Genomic DNA, 16053 nt, shown 5'->3' with positions numbered 1-16053 from the left:
TGGTGTAGCGGTAGATGTTCCCCGCCGCGTTCACCCCCCACACATTCGTCCGCGACCCCGCCGAAATCGCCTTCAGGGAACCGGAGACCTGCTGCCATTCAGCCATGGTGCGCTCGCTTTCTCGCCGCGTCGTTCACTGCCCCCAGATCCTTGACACCCCGACGATTCACCCAAACAGTCCTTTATCACGATGAGATATCCAAATAGTCCGGAAGTGGTCGTTTGGTGATTCGGCGCCCCGGGGACGTCGACGGGACCACCGACGTGCGGATCCCGGTTGTCCGAAAGTCCCGTACCTCACACAGGCATCGGGGGCCTTTCCGGTTGACGCCCGCGGCGAACCGGGACCGGACGGGGGCGCGGGCCGGAGACAGAACCGAGACATTCCACGCACAACCGTCCGCTCCTCGGTGAACGTCTAGTTGTTGCTGGCAAGCAGGTTCTTGACGCCTTGCTCTAGGCGCAACAGTGGAGTTCGTCGGCGAACATGCCGACCGCGACGAGGCCACCGTCGCGCGGGAACGGCACACGTCGTCGCCGCAGGCCCGTTTGTCTGAACTAGCCGCGCTCGGGTTCGTCGTGGATGGTCATTGCTCCGGCGAGGTCGAGGTCGGCGACAGTGCCGTGTGCCCCGGCCCGGACGAGCAGCACTGCGCCGAGCGCGGTGCTCCAGAACGTCCTGACCTCCACGTCGAGCGGTCGGCGGGCCCTCCAGCCGCGACCGTCGATGAGCTGGCTCACGAAGCGCTCGGATTGCCGGAACAACAACTGGAGGTGCCGGTCGACCACGGGGGCGAGTTCTGGCTTGGAGATCCCGGCGGCGAGTGCTCGCGCGACCGATGGGAGCGAGGGCATGGCCAGTGCGGCGCGGGCGATGTTGCGCCGAAATGTCGCCGCATCGGGGGCTTGGCGACCGAGGCGCTCAATCCGTCGGGCGTCGTGCAGCAAGCCGAGAAAGGCGGCGTGCACGAGGAGCGAGTCCTTGGAGCCGAAGTAGTAGGTGACCTGATTGGGGAAGACGCCTGCCGCGTTCGCGATCTCCGCGACGCTCACCTCAGCGCCGGGCCGCTCCTTGCAGAGCTGTGCAGTTGCCTCTATCAGCCGGCGCCTCGTCGCGCGACCGCGGTCACGCGACCGAGCCGACGTTGATCGAGCTTCGGTTCGCTTCTTCTCCACGCCAAAATTGTATGTGATACAACAAGGCTGTTCGCTTGTATCGCATACAAGAAAGATTGAAGGGCATGCACCAGACTGAAGTCGTCGTGACCGGACTCGGCGCGATCACCCCACTCGGGGCAGACGTGGCGTCCACCTGGGACGCCCTGCTTGCCGGCGAGTCGGGCATCCGCGGCGGCGTCCTGCGCGGCCACGAGGATGTCGGTCTTCCCGACACCGTCGCGGGGACGATGGCGATCGACCCCGCCGAGTTGCTGCTGCCGGTGCAGGCCAGGCGGCTCGACCGCTCGCAGCAGGCGGCCTTCGCCGCGGCGGCCGAAGCCTGGGCCGATGCCGGTGCCCCGCGGGTGGACCCGGACCGGCTTGCATCAGCGATCGGCACGGGCATCGGGGGCGTACGGACGCTGCTGAAGGAAGACGACGTACTGGAAGCGGCCGGGACGCGGCGCGTCTCACCACGCACGGTCCCGATGCTCATGCCCAATGCGGCGGCGGCGCTGATCAGTATCGAATACGGCGCACGGGCCGGGGTCTACACGCCCGTCTCGGCGTGCTCTTCCGGTGCCGAGGCGATCGCCCTGGGGGCCAGGCTCATCCGTGCCGGCGAGGCGGACGTGGTGATCGCGGGCGGGACCGAGGCCGCGATCACCCCGATCACCGTTGCCGGCTTCGCCCAGGCACAAGCACTGTCGCGGTACACCGTCGAACCCGCGTCAGCGTCCCGGCCGTTCGCCGCGGACCGCAGCGGATTCGTCCTCAGCGAAGGCGCCGCTGTCGTGGTGCTCGAAAGCGCCGAGCACGCCAGCGCCCGAGGCGCGCGCGTCCACGCTGTACTCGCGGGCGCCGGCATCGCCGCCGACGCTCACCACATCACGGCACCCGCTCCCGACGGCTCCGGTCAGGTCTCCGCTATGCGGAAGGCCCTTGCGCAAGCCGGTTTGACTCCCGAGCAGATCAGCCACATCAACGCCCATGCCACCGGAACTCCGGTCGGCGACGTCGCCGAGGCACACGCGATCGGGGAAGTATTCGGCCGCGCCACCGTGACAGCCCCCAAGGCGGCGCTCGGTCATCTCTTTGGCGCCGCCGGCGCGATCGAGGCGCTCATCGCCGTCCTCAGTGTGGAGCACGGCGTCATCCCGCCGACCCGCAACCTCACCGCGGCCGGCGTCGGGCCCGACATCGATCTCGATGTCGTCGCAGAGCGACGAGACGTCCGCCAAGAGGCCGTGCTCAGCAATTCCTTCGGCTTCGGTGGACAGAACGTCTCACTCATCGTCACCGGCGCACGGCACCACGCGTCCCGTACGGCCTCGACGAGGCCATGACCCACGCGAACGCACCATTGTCCGTGGAGGGTCGCCGCCGATTGATCGAACGTTGCAAGACTCGTCCGATCGCGCATGTCGCCGCAGAGATGGGGATCTCCCGAGCAACGGCGTCGAAGTGGGTGAACCGGCACCGGCGACACGGCGAACTCGGGTTGGTTGATCGAAGCTCGACGCCGCACCATCAGCCGAGTGCGACACCAGTCGACGTGGTCACACGCATTGAGGAGATGCGGCGTGCCCACAAGTGGTCGGCCACTCGCATCGCCCACGAGCTCGCCGTCGACGGGATTGTGCTCTCGCGCCGCACGGTCACCCGCCACCTGGCCGCCCTCGGTCTGAACCGGCGGAAGTTCATCGACCCCAACGGCAAGACCAACCGAGAGCTGCGGACGATCACTGCTCGACGGCCCGGCCACATGGTGCACGTGGACGTGAAGAAGGCCGGCCGGATCCCCGACGGTGGTGGCTGGCGTATCCACGGTCGCGGAAGTCAACAAGCAAAGGCAGTCGAGCGCCGCAAGGGCAAGAGCGAGCGCGGCGGCTACGTGTACCTCCATTCCGCCATCGACGGGTACTCCAGGCTCGCCTACACCGAAGAGCTCCCTGACGAGAAGGCGGCCACTGCCGTCGCGTTCCTCCACCGGGCGCGAGTCTGGTTCGCTGCCCATGGCATCACCCACATCGAGCGAGTCGTGACCGACAACGGTGCCTGCTACCGCGCTGACGCATTCGCTCGGGCCCTGCTCGGGTCACGCCACCAGCGGATCACCCCGTACACGCCTCGACACAACGGGAAGGTGGAGAGATACAACCGCATCCTTGCCGAGGAGTTCCTCTACGCCCGCGCCTGGGCATCCGAAGACCAGCGTAGAGAAGCGCTCGCGACCTGGAACATCCACTACAACTTCCACCGCCCCCACAGCGCTGCTGATGGAGAACCTCCTGCGTCGCGGTTACGCCAGGCGTCAGTAATGTCCTGGCCTCCTACATCTAGTGCTGCGCGGGCGTCGTCGGCCGACGAGACCTTCCGGTCACGGCATGGGGAACGCGGTCGCACGGGCATGCGAACCGGCAGCGGCACAGGGCCGCGACAGAGCAAGGGGGAATCGGCACAGATGAGGCAGACGAGAGTCATCACCACCACGGGAGGGATACGGCTGCGGCGCGCGCTCGCCGTCTCCGCGGCCGTACTGACGGCGGCGCCCGCCCTCGTTCTGGGCACCGGCGGATCGGCGCAGGCGGCGACCTGCACCACGTCCGCCGGGCCCTACCAGAAGCAGGTGGAGAAGTACCTGCACCGACCGGTCGACGGCAAGCAGTCGGCGGCCGACTGCAAGGCGATCCGGTCGTTCCAGAGCACCTACGGGGTCACCCCCACCATCGGTTACGCGGGGCCGGTCACCTGGCGCACGATGAAGACGCTCACCGACCAGAAGGCCGCCGGCAAGAACCCCGACAGGGCGAAGAAGTGCCCCACCGACAAGGGGCGCATCGCGTGCGTCGACCTGACCCGGCAACTGTCCTGGATCCAGGACGGCGGCAAGCTGAAGTTCGGTCCCGTGCCGGTGCGGACCGGGCGCGACAAGTACGAGACGCGCACCGGGCTGAAGAAGATCTACTGGCGGCACATCGACCACGTGTCGTCGATCTACCACGTGCGGATGCCGTACGCGCAGTTCTTCGACGGCGGGCAGGCTTTCCACTCGGTGGGCGTGAAGATGTGGAACCCGCCGGGCTCGCACGGTTGCGTCAACATGCGGGACGCCGACGCCAAGGCGTACTGGAAGCTGCTGCGGAACGGCGACGAGGTGTACGTGTACGGGCGCAAGCCCGGCACCTGATCCGGCGGACGGACTCCGTCCGGCCGGGCCGCACCGCACCCCACCGGGCGGGTGCGGCCCGGTCGTCGTCCGGACACTTGCCGGAGTGTGTGCGGCTTCGACGCTTCCCGCCCCCGTTGTCAGTGGTCTGCTGTAGCTTCCGAAGTGCTGAAGTGAGCGGTGTCACAGCGCAACAGGGGTGGAGCGATGAGTGATCTGACAGCGACGGCGGACCTCGACAGTCGTCTGGAGGGGTACCGGGTCGAGCTGACCGGCTACTGCTACCGGATGCTCGGCTCCGCCTTCGAGGCGGAGGACGCGGTACAGGACACACTGGTGCGCGCCTGGCGCAACTTCGAGAAGTTCGAGGGGCGTTCGTCGCTGCGGTCCTGGTTGTACCGGATCGCCACCAACGTCTGTCTGGACATGCTGAACGCGGGCAACAAGCGGGCCCGCCCGGTCGATCTGTCGGGTCCGACGCCGCTCGCCCAGGCGGCGCTGAACCCGCTGCCGGAGAACACCTGGCTGGAGCCGATGCCGGACGGCCGCATCCTGCCGTCGGTCGAGGACCCGGCGGAGGCCGCGGTGGCACGCGAGTCGGTGCGGCTCGCGTTCGTGGCGGCGTTGCAGCACCTGCCGCCGAAGCAGCGGGCCGTGCTGATCCTGCGCGAGGTGCTGGCCTGGAAGGCGAGCGAGGTCGCCGAACTGCTCGACACCTCGGTCGCCTCCGTGAACAGCGCCCTCCAGCGGGCGCGCGCCACCCTCACCGAGCACGGCGACAAGGCCGCGGACAGCGCGAACCCGCTCGACGAGGAGCAGCGCAAGCTGCTCGACCGGTACGTCGCCGCCTTCGAGGGGTACGACATGGCGGCGCTGACCGCCCTGCTCCACGAGGACGCGGTGATGACCATGCCGCCGTTCGACCTCTGGCTGCGGGGGCACGACGACATCACCGGGTTCATGGAGACCATCGGCGCGGGCTGTGCGGGCTCGCGGCTGGTGCCGACACAGGCGAACGGCACTCCGGCGTTCGCGCACTACAAGCCCGACCCGGACGGACCGGGGTTCGTGCCGTGGGCGGTGCAGGTCATCGACATCTCGGAGGGGTCCATCACCGGGCTGCACTGCTTCCTGGACACACCTCGCTGGTTCCCGTTGTTCGGGCTGCCCGATCACCTGGACGCCACCGCGGCATGAGGCGCGGCGTCCGCATGTGGCTGGTGGCGGGCTGGCTGGTCCTGCTTATGGGCGGTTGGGCGGCGACCCGATGGCTGGGCGAGCCCTCCGCCACCGACGGCCGCCCCGTCCCCGGAGCGGAATGGATCCCGAACCCCGACGCGGAACCGGGACCACAACCGGAGCACGAGGGCCGGTGACGGCGCCGCCCGCGTGACGGGCGCGCCGTCACCGGTCCCCGGTGGGGCGTTCCCAAAGAGGCACCGGCATCAGTCAGATGGCCGCGCGCCGCACCCGACCGGCACGGCCGGGCGTGAACGACGGGGGCCGGTACGGCGGACGTGAACGCCTGGGCGGGTACGGCCGGGCGCCGGGTCGGCGTGGGCGTCGGCGGACGACCGGTGTCCGCGGGTCAGGCCCCGGTGTCTCCGGGGCCCGGCCCGCACACCACGTCCACCACGTCGGCGAGCCCCACCAGGTCGATCAGGCCGCGCAGTTCGGGTGGTGTGTTGCGCAGCCGCAGCCGTTTGCCGCCGGCCCGGCGCGCGACGAGTCCCAGTCGCGCTATGGCCTCGACCAGGGTCAGGTCCGGGTGCTCGACGCCGCCGACATCGCAGTCCACCCCGCTGTCGGGGCCGCGGACGACACCCTCGGGGCCGTGCAGCAGCGACTCCAGTTCGGCACAGAGCCCCGGCATCTCGGCCCGCGTGACGCGGCCGGTGACGACGAGAACGTTCGGGTTCACGGATTCCACATCAGGCAGACCGGTCCGACGGCCGAAACTCATCGCTGTCTCCTCCCCGCCCGACCGGTTCCCGCCCGCCCCTCCCCCCGGTTCCCTCCCGTCTCCCACCCGTCGGGATCCCCGTTGACACCGGTCCCGCAGCGGATCCGTACCCGTCGGGGCCGCACGCCCGGCTGCTGAGACCGCGCCTCCGGTCCGGTCCCGGTCCGGTCCTGGACCGGTGATCTTCCGTCAACTCCGGTCAGCTGTGAGCCTGCTGTGAACCCCCGCGACCGGATCCTCCTCTTGATGGGTGACCGGTCGACACCAACCGTCCCCATCGGTGCCGACTGACCAGCGGCCCTCGGGCCGCCTGATTCTCCAGGGGGAGAGTTGCGCGAACACGTGAGAAACGCGTGTGTATCGACCATCGCCGCGGCTGCCGCCGTGGCTCTCGCGGCGGGAATGACCACCCCGGCCGCGGCACAGCCCGACACCGCCCGGAAGGCCGGTGCGCCGTCGGCGGACCGGCACGAGCTGACGCTCATCACCGGCGACCGCGTGACGGTGGACGCCAAGGGCGGGATCCTGCGCTTCCGGCCCGCCGCCGGGCGTGAACACATACCCGTGCAGCGGCAGATACGCAACGGGCACACCCTGCTCGTCCCTGCCGACGCCCACCGGTTGATCGGATCCGGCACGCTGGACCGCCGGCTGTTCGACATCACCGAGCTGAACCGCGCGGAGATCCGCAGGTCCCAGAAGTCCGGCCTGAAACTCATCGTCTCCTACCGCGGCGACCGGGCACCGACCGCGAGGGCCGAGGTCCGTGACGCGGGTTCCACCCGGATCGACCGGACCCTGACGTCGTTGAACGCCGAGTCGGTGACCACCCCGGTCGACGACGCCCAGGACATCTGGAAGGCGCTCACCACCAAGCCCCCGCGCGGGATCCAGCGCACCGCGGCCGCGGGCATCGACCGGGTCTGGCTGGACGGCGTCCGCAGGGCGAGCCTGGACAGGAGCGTCCCGCAGATCGGCACCCCGGCCGCCTGGAAGGCCGGTTACACCGGGAAGGGCGTCAAGATCGCCGTCCTGGACACCGGCGCGGACGCCACCCACCCGGACCTCAGGGGCCAGATCCTGGAGGCGAAGAACTTCTCCACCTCGCCCGACACCCAGGACCGGGTCGGCCACGGCACCCATGTGTCGTCGATCGCCGCCGGTACCGGTGCCAAGTCCGGCGGAAAGTTCAAGGGCGTGGCCCCGGACGCCAGACTGATCGAGGGCAAGGTCCTCGACGACAACGGGTTCGGCGACGACTCGGGCATCCTGGCCGGTATGGAGTGGGCGGCAGCGCAGGGCGCCGACGTCATCAACCTGAGCCTCGGCGGCACCGACACCCCGGAGATCGACCCCCTGGAAGCGGCGGTCAACAAGCTGTCGGCCGAGAAGGGCGTCCTCTTCGCCATCGCGGCGGGCAACGAGGGCGACGGCGCGGGCACGGTCGGCTCGCCCGGCAGCGCGGACGCCGCGCTGACCGTCGGCGCGGTCGACCACGACGACGTACTCGCCGACTTCTCCAGCAGGGGCCCGCGCGTCGGCGACGGTGCGATCAAGCCCGATGTCACGGCCCCCGGCGTGGACATCACGGCCGCGGCGGCCCCCGGCTCGGCCATCGACCAGGAGGTCGGGCAGAACCCGCCCGGCTATCTGACGATCTCCGGCACGTCGATGGCGACCCCGCACGTCGCGGGCGCCGCGGCGCTCCTCAAGCAGCAGCACCCGGAGTGGAGGTACACCGAGCTCAAGGGAGCGCTCACCGCCTCGACGAAGCCGGGCGCCTACACCCCGTTCCAGCAGGGCTCCGGCCGGATCGCACTCGACCGGGCGATCGGTCAGACCGTCATCGCCGACCCGGTGTCGGTCAACTTCGGTGTGCAGCAGTGGCCGCACACCGACGACACCCCGGTCACCAAGCAGGTCACCTACCGCAATCTGGGGAAGGCCGACATCACGCTCGACCTCGCGGTCGACGGCACCGGCCCGGCGGGCAAGCCCGCCCCGGCCGGATTCTTCACCGTCGGCACGAAGAAGGTGACCGTCCCCGCGGGCGGCAGCGCCGATGTGCCGCTGACCGTGAACACCAGGCTCGGCGGCACCGCCGACGGGAACTACTCCGCGTACCTCGTCGCCACCGGTGGCGGGCAGACCGTCCGCACCGCCGCGGCGGTCGAGCGCGAGGTCGAGTCGTACGACCTGACGATCAAGGTCATCGGGCGTGACGGCAAGCCCGCCGCGTTCTACGAGAACGACCTGGCGGGCCTCTCCGGCCCGGCACTCGGCGTGTGGCTCAGCCCGTCGGGCGACGACGCCACGGCGAAGGTGCGGGCGCCCAAGGGCTCTTACGCGCTCAACTCGGTCGTGTACACCGACCCCGAGGACACCACCAAGGGCATGGACTGGCTGTCCCGGCCGAAGCTGGACATCACCGGCAACACCCGTGTCACCCTCGACGCGCGCACCACGAAGCCGGTGTCCTTCACCCTTCCCGCCAAGGGCGCCAGGAACCAGATGGCCGCCCCAGAGATCCAGTTCGACCTGGGGGACGACAACGGCTACACCTACGGCTGGCTGCTGGACTCCTACCGGGGCCTGCGCACCGCTCACGTGGGCCCGAAGGTCACGGACGGCTCGGTCTCCCAGCAGTGGGCCGGTACCTGGACCGCGGGCGGCTCGACCCGCTACGACATCGCGGTCGGCGGACCGGTGACCCGGGCCGCGACCGGATACGTGCGGAACTTCACCGCCGGTCAGCTGGCCAAGGTGAGGATCGGCATCGGCGCCTCCGCCAAGAACAAGAGCGCCATCGTCTCGGCGACGGGGCTGCTCCCCGGTTCGTTCGGCGGCTGGGGCTCCTGGTCCACCCACGAGCTGCCCGGCACCGTCACCGCCTACGTGTCCGGCGCCGACAAGGTGAAGTGGTCCTTCGACGTCATGCAGCAGGGCGAGGCGGACGCCAACGGCGTCCCGGACATCGACTCGATCTACACCATCGAGGACCCGCGGACCTTCGAGGCGGGCCGGACGTACACGAAGAAGGCCAACGTCGCGGTGTTCGGCCCCGCGCTCGGCCCCGGCTTCGGGGTCCTCCGCGAGGGCGACGACCTCATCACTGATCTGCCGCTCTCGGCCGACGGCAGCGGCAACTACGGCGCCCAGAAGTACGCCTCGATCAAGACCGTGCTGTACCGCAACGGCAAGAAGCTCGTCCAGAACGAGAACCCGTTCGAGGGCGAGGCCGTCACCGTGCCGTCGGGCGCCGCCGACTACCGGCTGACCACCTCGGTCCGGCTCGACCCCAGGGCGTCGGCCGTCTCCTCCCGGATCGACGCCGGTTGGACCTTCCGGTCGAAGAAGACCGCCGCCCTCACCGCGCTGCCCGTCTCCACGGTCCGCTTCACCCCCGAGGTGGGGCTGGACGGAAAGGTCGCCGCGGGCAAGGCGGCTTCGGTGCCGGTGACGGTGCAGGGTGCGGCCGCCGGGAAGAACCTCAAGTCGCTGACGGTGTACGTCAGTTACGACGGCGGCAAGACCTGGAGGAAGAACGCCGTCAAGGCGGGCGAACTCTCCGTGAAGAACCCGGCCAAGGGGAAGTCGATCTCCTTCAGGGCCGATGTCACGGACAAGAAGGGCAACACGTCCTCGGTCGCGATCTACCACGCCTACTTCGGCAAGTAGGCAGTCCGCAGGTGCCCCGGTGAGCCCGTCGGCTCGCCGGGGCACCTGTCGTGCGCGGGGGAACCTCAGGTCACGCGATGCGCTCGCGCACCACCGGAGTGGGTGTGAAGCCGGTGCCCGCCGGGGCGATGTCGTAGGCACCGGGCAGCACCCCCAGCGCGTCGTCGAACTTCTCGGGGGTGTCGGTGTGCAGGGTCAGCAGCGGCTGCCCCTGGGTGACGGTGTCCCCGGGCCTGGCGTGCAGCTCGACGCCGGCACCCGCCTGCACCGCGTCCTCCTTGCGGGCCCGGCCCGCGCCGAGGCGCCAGGCGGCGACCCCGATGTCGTAGGCGTCCATCCGGGTCAGCACACCGGTGGACGGCGCCGTGACCACGTGCTGCTCGCGGGCGACCGGGAGCGGGGCGTCCGGGTCGCCGCCCTGGGCGGAGATCATCCGGCGCCAGACGTCCATCGCGGAGCCGTCGGCGAGGGCCTTCTCCGGGTCGGCGTCCTTGAGCCCGGCGGCGTCCAGCATCTCGCGGGCCAGGGCCAGGGTCAGATCGACGACGTCCCTGGGACCGCCGCCCGCCAGCACCTCGACGGCCTCGCGCACCTCCAGGGCGTTGCCCGCGGTCAGACCGAGCGGGGTCGCCATGTCGGTGAGCAGCGCGACCGTCCGCACCCCGCTGTCGGTGCCCAGCGCGACCATGGTGGAGGCGAGTTCGCGGGCGTCCTCGATGGTCTTCATGAAGGCGCCGGAACCGACCTTGACGTCCAGCACGAGCGCGCCGGTGCCCTCGGCGATCTTCTTGGACATGATGGAGCTGGCGATCAGCGGGATGGCCTCGACGGTGCCGGTCACGTCGCGCAGCGCGTACAGCTTCTTGTCGGCGGGGGCGAGCCCGTCGCCGGCGGCGCAGATCACCGCGCCGGTGGTGTCCAGGACGTGTCGCATCTCCTCGTTGGAGAGGTGGGCGCGCCAGCCGGGGATGGACTCCAGCTTGTCGAGGGTGCCGCCGGTGTGGCCGAGGCCCCGGCCGCTGAGCTGCGGCACGGCGGCGCCGCACGCGGCGACCAGCGGGGCGAGCGGCAGGGTGATCTTGTCGCCGACACCACCGGTGGAGTGCTTGTCGGTGGTGGGGCGGGAGAGTGACGCGAAGTCCATGCGCTCGCCGGAGGCGATCATCGCGGCGGTCCAGCGGGCGATCTCGCCGCGGTTCATGCCGTTCAGCAGGATTGCCATGGCCAGCGCGGACATCTGCTCGTCGGCGACCTCGCCGCGGGTGTACGCGTCGATGACCCAGTCGATCTGCTCGGGGGTCAGCTCGCCTCGGTCCCGCTTGGTGCGGATGACGGAGATGGCGTCCATGTCCAGGGAGTCCTTCCGGCCGGTACGTGCGGTGCGTACACGCGGTGCGTGCGTACGCCGTGCGCGGTGCGTGGATACGCGGGAGTCCCGCATGACTCTACGCGCATAGAGGGTGGGTGTGGGGGTGGCCCTCCCGACGCGCGGAAGGGCCACGGTGGTGCGGGGCGACAGCCGGTGCCCCGCACCACCGGGCGACGGCCGTCGCCGTGAGGGGCCGGTGCCGTCCGGTCGGGCCGGTTATCCCAGATGGCCCGGGCCGAACGCCTGCGGCAGCATCTGGTCGAGCGTGCGCAGCCCGTCCGGCGTCTCCAGGACCAGTTCCGGTCCGCCGAACTCGTACAGCAACTGCCTGCACCTGCCGCACGGCACCAGGATCTCGCCCGCCCCGTCCACGCAGGTGAAGTGGGTGAGCCGACCGCCCCCGGTGGCGTGCAGCTGGGAGACGAGGCCGCATTCGGCGCACAGTCCGATGCCGTACGAGGCGTTCTCGACGTTGCAGCCGGACACCGTGCGTCCGTCGTCCACCCGGGCGGCGGCGCCGACCGGGTAGTGCGAGTACGGGACGTACGCGCGCGTCATGGCGGACCGGGCGGCGCTCCGCAGCTCCGCCCAGTCGACCTCCGCGGCGGCCGTCACTTGCCCTGGCCCTTCCGGTAGCGCATGCCGTCCGCCTTGGGCATGCGCAGCCGTTGCGCGGAGAGGGACAGGACGAGCAGCGTGACGATGTACGGGGTGGCGCTGACGAACTCGGTGGGCACGCTGTCCGTGGCGAGGTACCAGACCAGCACAGCGGCGGCGATCACCGCGCTGACCGTGCCCTGGACGAAGCTCTTGCGGTAGAGCTTCCAGCCGGCGAGGACGGCGAGGACGACCACCAGCAGCAGGAGCAGGGCGTGCACGGACTCGCCGCCGTTGCGCAACTGGAGCGCGTCGGCGAAGCCGAACAGCCCGGCGCCCATGGCGAGCCCGCCGGGCCGCCAGTTACCGAAGATCATCGCGGCGAGGCCGATGTAGCCGCGTCCGCCGGTCTGGCCCTCGTTGTAGATGTGCGAGGTGACCAGCGAGAGGAAGGCGCCGCCGAGTCCGGCCATCCCGCCGGAGACGATCACCGCGATGTACTTGTACGTGTAGACGTTCACACCGAGCGATTCGGCGGCGACCGGGTTCTCGCCGCAGGAGCGCAGCCGCAGCCCGAACGAGGTCTTCCACAGCACGAAGAAGGTGAGGGCGAAGAGGATCACGGCGACGATCGTCAGCAGCGACAGGTTGGTGACCAGTCCGCCGAGGATGCCCGCCACGTCGGAGACGAAGAACCAGTGGTGTTTCTCGATGGAGTGCAGCCCGTCGGAGAGGCCGGGGATCGTCACCGAGGTGATGTCGTCGGCCGGTGGGGACTGCTTCGGGCTGCCGCCCTTGGCCGCGGCCTCGCCCGTGTTGAACCAGAGCTTGGCGAGGTAGGTGGTGAAGCCGAGCGCCAGGATGTTGATCGCGATGCCGGAGATGATGTGGTCGACGCCGAAGGTGACGGTCGCGACGGCGTGCAGCAGCCCGCCGAGCATGCCGCCGACGACACCGGCGAGGACGCCGAGCCACGGGTTGGTCTGCCAGCCGGCCCAGGCGCCGAAGAAGGTGCCCAGGATCATCATGCCTTCGAGGCCGATGTTGACCACACCGGCCCGCTCGGCCCACAGACCGCCGAGACCGGCGAGCCCGATCGGCACGGCCATGGCCAGCGCCGCGCTGATCTGCCCGGCCGAGGTGACGTCCTCGGCTCCGGTGATGGCGCGTACGGCGGACAGCGCGAGCAGGGCGCCCGCGACGATCAGCAGTACGACGGGGAAGGAGAGGCGGGTACGGCCGCCCTTGCCGCCGGAGACCTTGGGGGCCGGCGTGGTGGAAGTCGCCGTGGCGCTCACGCCGACACCTCCTGCTGGTCGTTGTTGCGGGCGGCGGCCTGGGCGGCGAGTTCCGCGCCGACCTTGCTCTGCTGGCGCTTGAGTCCGTAGCGGCGGACGACTTCGTAGGCGATGACGACGCACAGGACGATGACGCCCTGGATCACGCCGACGATCTCCTTGTCGTAGCCCTCGAATTCGAGCTTGCCGGTGCCGCGCTCCAGGAAGCCCCAGAGCAGTGCGCCGAGCGCGATGCCGACGGGGTGGTTGCGCCCGAGGAGGGCGATGGCGATGCCGGTGAAGCCGATGCCGACCGGGAAGTCGCCGCTGTACTCGTAGCTGTCGTTGAGGAGGGTCGGCATGCCGATCAGACCGGCGACGGCGCCGGAGATCAGCATCGAGGTGACGACCATCTTCTTGACGTCGACGCCGCTGGCCTCGGCCGCGGAGCCGGACTGGCCGACGGTGCGCAGGTCGAAGCCGAACCGGGTGCGGGAGAGCGTGAACCAGTACAGGACGCCCGCGATCACGGCGACCACGATGAAGCCCCAGACGGGCGACGGGGTGGTCGGGAAGTCGAAGAAGTGCGCGGACTCCGGGAGCGGCTTGGTGGAGATCTTCGTGCCTGCCGCGTCGAGGTGGCCGAGGCGGCCCTGCTGGAGCAGGTAGCCGATGATCGCCGTCGCGATGGAGTTCAGCATGATCGTCGCGACGACCTCGCTGACGCCGCGGGTGACCTTGAGGACACCGGCGATGCCGGCCCACATCGCGCCGACGAGCATCGCGGTGACGATGATCAGCGGGATCTGGAGGATGCCCGGCAGGGTCAGTGCGCCGCCGACCGCGGCGGCGAAGAAGGCGGCGAGGCGGTACTGGCCGTCGACGCCGATGTTGAAGAGGTTCATCCGGAAGCCGACGGCCACCGCGAGACCCGCGAGGTAGTACGTCGTCGCCTTGTTCAGGATGTAGACCTGGCTGTCCGACTTCAGGCCGTAGTCGAACATGATGCCGAAGGCGCTGAACGGCTCCTTGCCGGTGGCGGCCAGCACCAGCGCGGTCACCAGGAAGGCGACCACGATCGCGAGTACGGGGGCCGCGATCCCCAGGAGCAGCCGCTCCTTGTCGATCTTCTTCATCGGTCCTCTCCCCCGTCCCGGGGGTCGGTGTCGGTGCGTGCGTCGCCGTCCCCGGCGGACGCGTCCTCGGACGCTTCGGCCGCTGCTTCCCCGGCGGTTGCCTCCCCGGACGCTTCCTCGGACGCTTCGAGGTGGCCGGAGGCCGCGCCCGTCATCGCCGAGCCGAGTTCCTCCGGGGTGATGGACGCCGGGTCGGCGTCCGCGACAAGCCGGCCGCGGTACATGACGCGCAGGGTGTCGGAGAGTCCGATCAGCTCGTCGAGGTCGGCGGAGATCAGCAGCACCGCCAGCCCCTCGCGACGTGCCTCGCGGATCTGGTCCCAGATCTGCGCCTGGGCACCGACGTCCACGCCCCGGGTGGGGTGCGCGGCGATCAGCAGCTTGGGGTGGTGGCTCATCTCGCGGCCGACGATCAGCTTCTGCTGGTTGCCGCCGGAGAGGGAGGCGGCGGTGACCTCGATACCGGGGGTACGGACGTCGTACTCGCGCACGATCCGCTCGGTGTCGGCGCGGGCGCCCTTGAGGTCGAGGAACACGCCCTTGCTGTTGGGGGCCTCGGTGACGTGGCCGAGGATGCGGTTCTCCCAGAGCGGGGCCTCCAGCAGCAGCCCGTGCCGGTGGCGGTCCTCGGGGATGACGCCCATGCCGTCCTCGCGGCGCCTGCGGGTCGGGGTGCGGGTGATGTCGGCGCCGTCCAGGGTGAGGACGCCCGCGTCGAGGTTCCGCATGCCCATGATGGCGTCGACGAGTTCGGACTGGCCGTTGCCCTCGACGCCCGCGATACCGAGGACCTCGCCCTTGTGGATGGTGAAGTCGATGCCGTCGAGCACCGAGCGCACCACACCGTCCGGGTCGACGGCGCTCAGCCGCAGCCCCTCGACGGTCAGCATCGGGACGTCGGTGACCGTGGACTCCCGGGTCTCCGGGGACGGCAGCTCGCTGCCGACCATCAGCTCGGCGAGCTGCTTCGTCGTGGTGTTCGCCGGGTCGGCGGTGCCCACGGTGGTACCGCGCCGGATGACGGTGATCTCGTCCGCGACCGACAGCACCTCGCCCAGCTTGTGCGAGATGAAGATGACGGTCAGGCCCTCCGCCTTGAGCTCGCGCAGGTTGTCGAAGAGCGCGTCGACCTCCTGCGGGACCAGGACGGCGGTGGGCTCGTCGAGGATCAGGGTGCGGGCGCCGCGGTAGAGGACCTTGAGGATCTCCACGCGCTGCTGGTCGGCGACCCCGAGGTCCTCGACCATGACGTCCGGGCGGACGCCGAGACCGTAGGCGTCGGAGATCTCCTTGATCCGGGCGCGGGCCCGGTCGCCGATCCCGTACAGCTTCTCGGAGCCGAGGACGACGTTCTCCAGGACGGTGAGGTAGTCGGCGAGCATGAAGTGCTGGTGCACCATGCCGATACCGCGGTCGATGGCGTCGCCGGGGTTGTGGAACGAGACCTGTTCGCCGTCCACCGCGATGGTGCCCTCGTCCGGCTTCTGCATGCCGTACAGGATCTTCATCAGTGTGGACTTGCCGGCGCCGTTCTCGCCGACGAGGGCGTGGACGGTGCCGCGGCGCACGGTGATGTCGATGTCGTGGTTGGCCACGACTCCGGGGAACCGCTTGGTGATGCCGCGAAGCTCCACGGCATGAGGGCTGCTTGACGCGTTGATGGCGCACTCTCCTTGGCAGGAGCGGAGGGCGGAGACGGTGGGGGG

At 70.0% G+C, this 16053-nt stretch carries 13 protein-coding genes and 1 pseudogene; 6 read left to right on the top strand and 8 right to left on the bottom strand.

Annotation, left to right across the window (positions count from 1 at the left end; genetic code table 11):
* Window positions 1-106, bottom strand: a 106-nt coding sequence (locus ACF1CT_RS29445) for a tectonin domain-containing protein (RefSeq protein WP_391787109.1), incomplete at its 3' end; no start/stop codon positions are given.
* A gap of 452 nt (window positions 107-558) precedes the next feature.
* Entirely contained in the window at window positions 559-1176 is a 618-nt protein-coding gene (locus ACF1CT_RS29440) for a TetR/AcrR family transcriptional regulator C-terminal domain-containing protein (protein ID WP_391787011.1), read from the bottom strand.
* A 65-nt stretch (window positions 1177-1241) separates the two neighbouring features.
* Here ACF1CT_RS29440 and ACF1CT_RS29435 point away from each other — a divergent pair, with 65 nt between their 5' ends.
* The 5 genes and pseudogenes from ACF1CT_RS29435 to ACF1CT_RS29415 all read left to right on the top strand — a co-directional run bounded on the left by ACF1CT_RS29435 (window position 1242) and on the right by ACF1CT_RS29415 (window position 5703).
* Window positions 1242-2504: a beta-ketoacyl-[acyl-carrier-protein] synthase family protein gene (locus tag ACF1CT_RS29435; protein ID WP_391787010.1), complete on the top strand. Its 1263-nt coding sequence runs from the start codon at window positions 1242-1244 to the stop codon at window positions 2502-2504.
* Window positions 2501-3501: pseudogene (locus ACF1CT_RS29430) on the top strand (IS481 family transposase). The gene ACF1CT_RS29435 and the pseudogene ACF1CT_RS29430 overlap by 4 nt, the downstream one beginning before the upstream one ends.
* Before the next feature lie 121 nt (window positions 3502-3622).
* The gene (locus ACF1CT_RS29425) at window positions 3623-4348 is read left to right on the top strand and encodes a L,D-transpeptidase family protein (protein ID WP_391787009.1); all 726 of its coding nucleotides are present in this window, start codon (window positions 3623-3625) and stop codon (window positions 4346-4348) included.
* 186 nt (window positions 4349-4534) lie between these two features.
* Window positions 4535-5524 carry a sigma-70 family RNA polymerase sigma factor gene (locus tag ACF1CT_RS29420; RefSeq protein WP_391787008.1) on the top strand — a complete coding sequence of 330 codons (990 nt, stop codon included), beginning with the start codon at window positions 4535-4537 and terminating at the stop codon, window positions 5522-5524.
* On the top strand, window positions 5521-5703 hold the full coding sequence (locus ACF1CT_RS29415) for a hypothetical protein (RefSeq protein WP_391787007.1): 183 nt from the start codon (window positions 5521-5523) through the stop codon (window positions 5701-5703). Before ACF1CT_RS29420 ends, ACF1CT_RS29415 begins: the two co-directional genes overlap by 4 nt.
* Window positions 5704-5915: 212 nt before the next feature.
* Here ACF1CT_RS29415 and ACF1CT_RS29410 read toward each other — a convergent pair whose 3' ends face one another.
* Window positions 5916-6290 (bottom strand): STAS domain-containing protein, encoded by a 375-nt coding sequence (locus ACF1CT_RS29410; RefSeq protein WP_391787006.1) that lies wholly within the window; start codon window positions 6288-6290, stop codon window positions 5916-5918.
* Window positions 6291-6692: 402 nt separating this feature from the next.
* Between ACF1CT_RS29410 and ACF1CT_RS29405 the strand changes: the two genes are divergently transcribed.
* The gene (locus ACF1CT_RS29405) at window positions 6693-9968 is read left to right on the top strand and encodes a S8 family serine peptidase (protein ID WP_391787005.1); all 3276 of its coding nucleotides are present in this window, start codon (window positions 6693-6695) and stop codon (window positions 9966-9968) included.
* Window positions 9969-10038: 70 nt separating this feature from the next.
* On the opposite strand, the gene ACF1CT_RS29400 is transcribed toward ACF1CT_RS29405, so the two are convergent.
* The 5 genes from ACF1CT_RS29400 to ACF1CT_RS29380 all read right to left on the bottom strand — a co-directional run bounded on the left by ACF1CT_RS29400 (window position 10039) and on the right by ACF1CT_RS29380 (window position 15981).
* Window positions 10039-11316 (bottom strand): thymidine phosphorylase, encoded by a 1278-nt coding sequence (locus tag ACF1CT_RS29400; RefSeq protein ID WP_391787004.1) that lies wholly within the window; start codon window positions 11314-11316, stop codon window positions 10039-10041.
* Between the two features lie 237 nt (window positions 11317-11553).
* Window positions 11554-11952, bottom strand: coding sequence for a cytidine deaminase (locus tag ACF1CT_RS29395; RefSeq protein ID WP_391787003.1), 399 nt, complete (start codon window positions 11950-11952; stop codon window positions 11554-11556).
* Complete coding sequence (locus ACF1CT_RS29390) at window positions 11949-13232, bottom strand: ABC transporter permease (RefSeq protein WP_391787002.1); 1284 nt, start codon at window positions 13230-13232, stop codon at window positions 11949-11951. Before ACF1CT_RS29390 ends, ACF1CT_RS29395 begins: the two co-directional genes overlap by 4 nt.
* A complete protein-coding gene (locus tag ACF1CT_RS29385; protein WP_391787001.1) occupies window positions 13229-14347 on the bottom strand; it encodes an ABC transporter permease in 1119 nt (372 codons plus the stop codon). Before ACF1CT_RS29385 ends, ACF1CT_RS29390 begins: the two co-directional genes overlap by 4 nt.
* On the bottom strand, window positions 14344-15981 hold the full coding sequence (locus ACF1CT_RS29380; RefSeq protein ID WP_391787000.1) for an ABC transporter ATP-binding protein: 1638 nt from the start codon (window positions 15979-15981) through the stop codon (window positions 14344-14346). Before ACF1CT_RS29380 ends, ACF1CT_RS29385 begins: the two co-directional genes overlap by 4 nt.
* Between the last annotated feature and the right edge of the window lie 72 nt (window positions 15982-16053).

This window comes from Streptomyces sp. NPDC014734 (assembly GCF_043083325.1).
Classification (GTDB): domain Bacteria; phylum Actinomycetota; class Actinomycetes; order Streptomycetales; family Streptomycetaceae; genus Streptomyces.
This window is presented reverse-complemented; position numbering and strand designations above follow the sequence as displayed.

Bases quoted from the DNA above. Each gene is read 5' to 3' on its own strand.
- ACF1CT_RS29415 (WP_391787007.1), top strand. From the start codon at position 5,521: ATGAGGCGCGGCGTCCGCATGTGGCTGGTGGCGGGCTGGCTGGTCCTG.
- ACF1CT_RS29410 (WP_391787006.1), bottom strand. From the start codon at position 6,290: ATGAGTTTCGGCCGTCGGACCGGTCTGCCTGATGTGGAATCCGTGAAC.
- ACF1CT_RS29385 (WP_391787001.1), bottom strand. From the start codon at position 14,347: ATGAAGAAGATCGACAAGGAGCGGCTGCTCCTGGGGATCGCGGCCCCC.
- ACF1CT_RS29420 (WP_391787008.1), top strand. From the start codon at position 4,535: ATGAGTGATCTGACAGCGACGGCGGACCTCGACAGTCGTCTGGAGGGG.
- ACF1CT_RS29400 (WP_391787004.1), bottom strand. From the start codon at position 11,316: ATGGACGCCATCTCCGTCATCCGCACCAAGCGGGACCGAGGCGAGCTG.
- ACF1CT_RS29435 (WP_391787010.1), top strand. From the start codon at position 1,242: ATGCACCAGACTGAAGTCGTCGTGACCGGACTCGGCGCGATCACCCCA.
- ACF1CT_RS29405 (WP_391787005.1), top strand. From the start codon at position 6,693: ATGACCACCCCGGCCGCGGCACAGCCCGACACCGCCCGGAAGGCCGGT.
- ACF1CT_RS29425 (WP_391787009.1), top strand. From the start codon at position 3,623: ATGAGGCAGACGAGAGTCATCACCACCACGGGAGGGATACGGCTGCGG.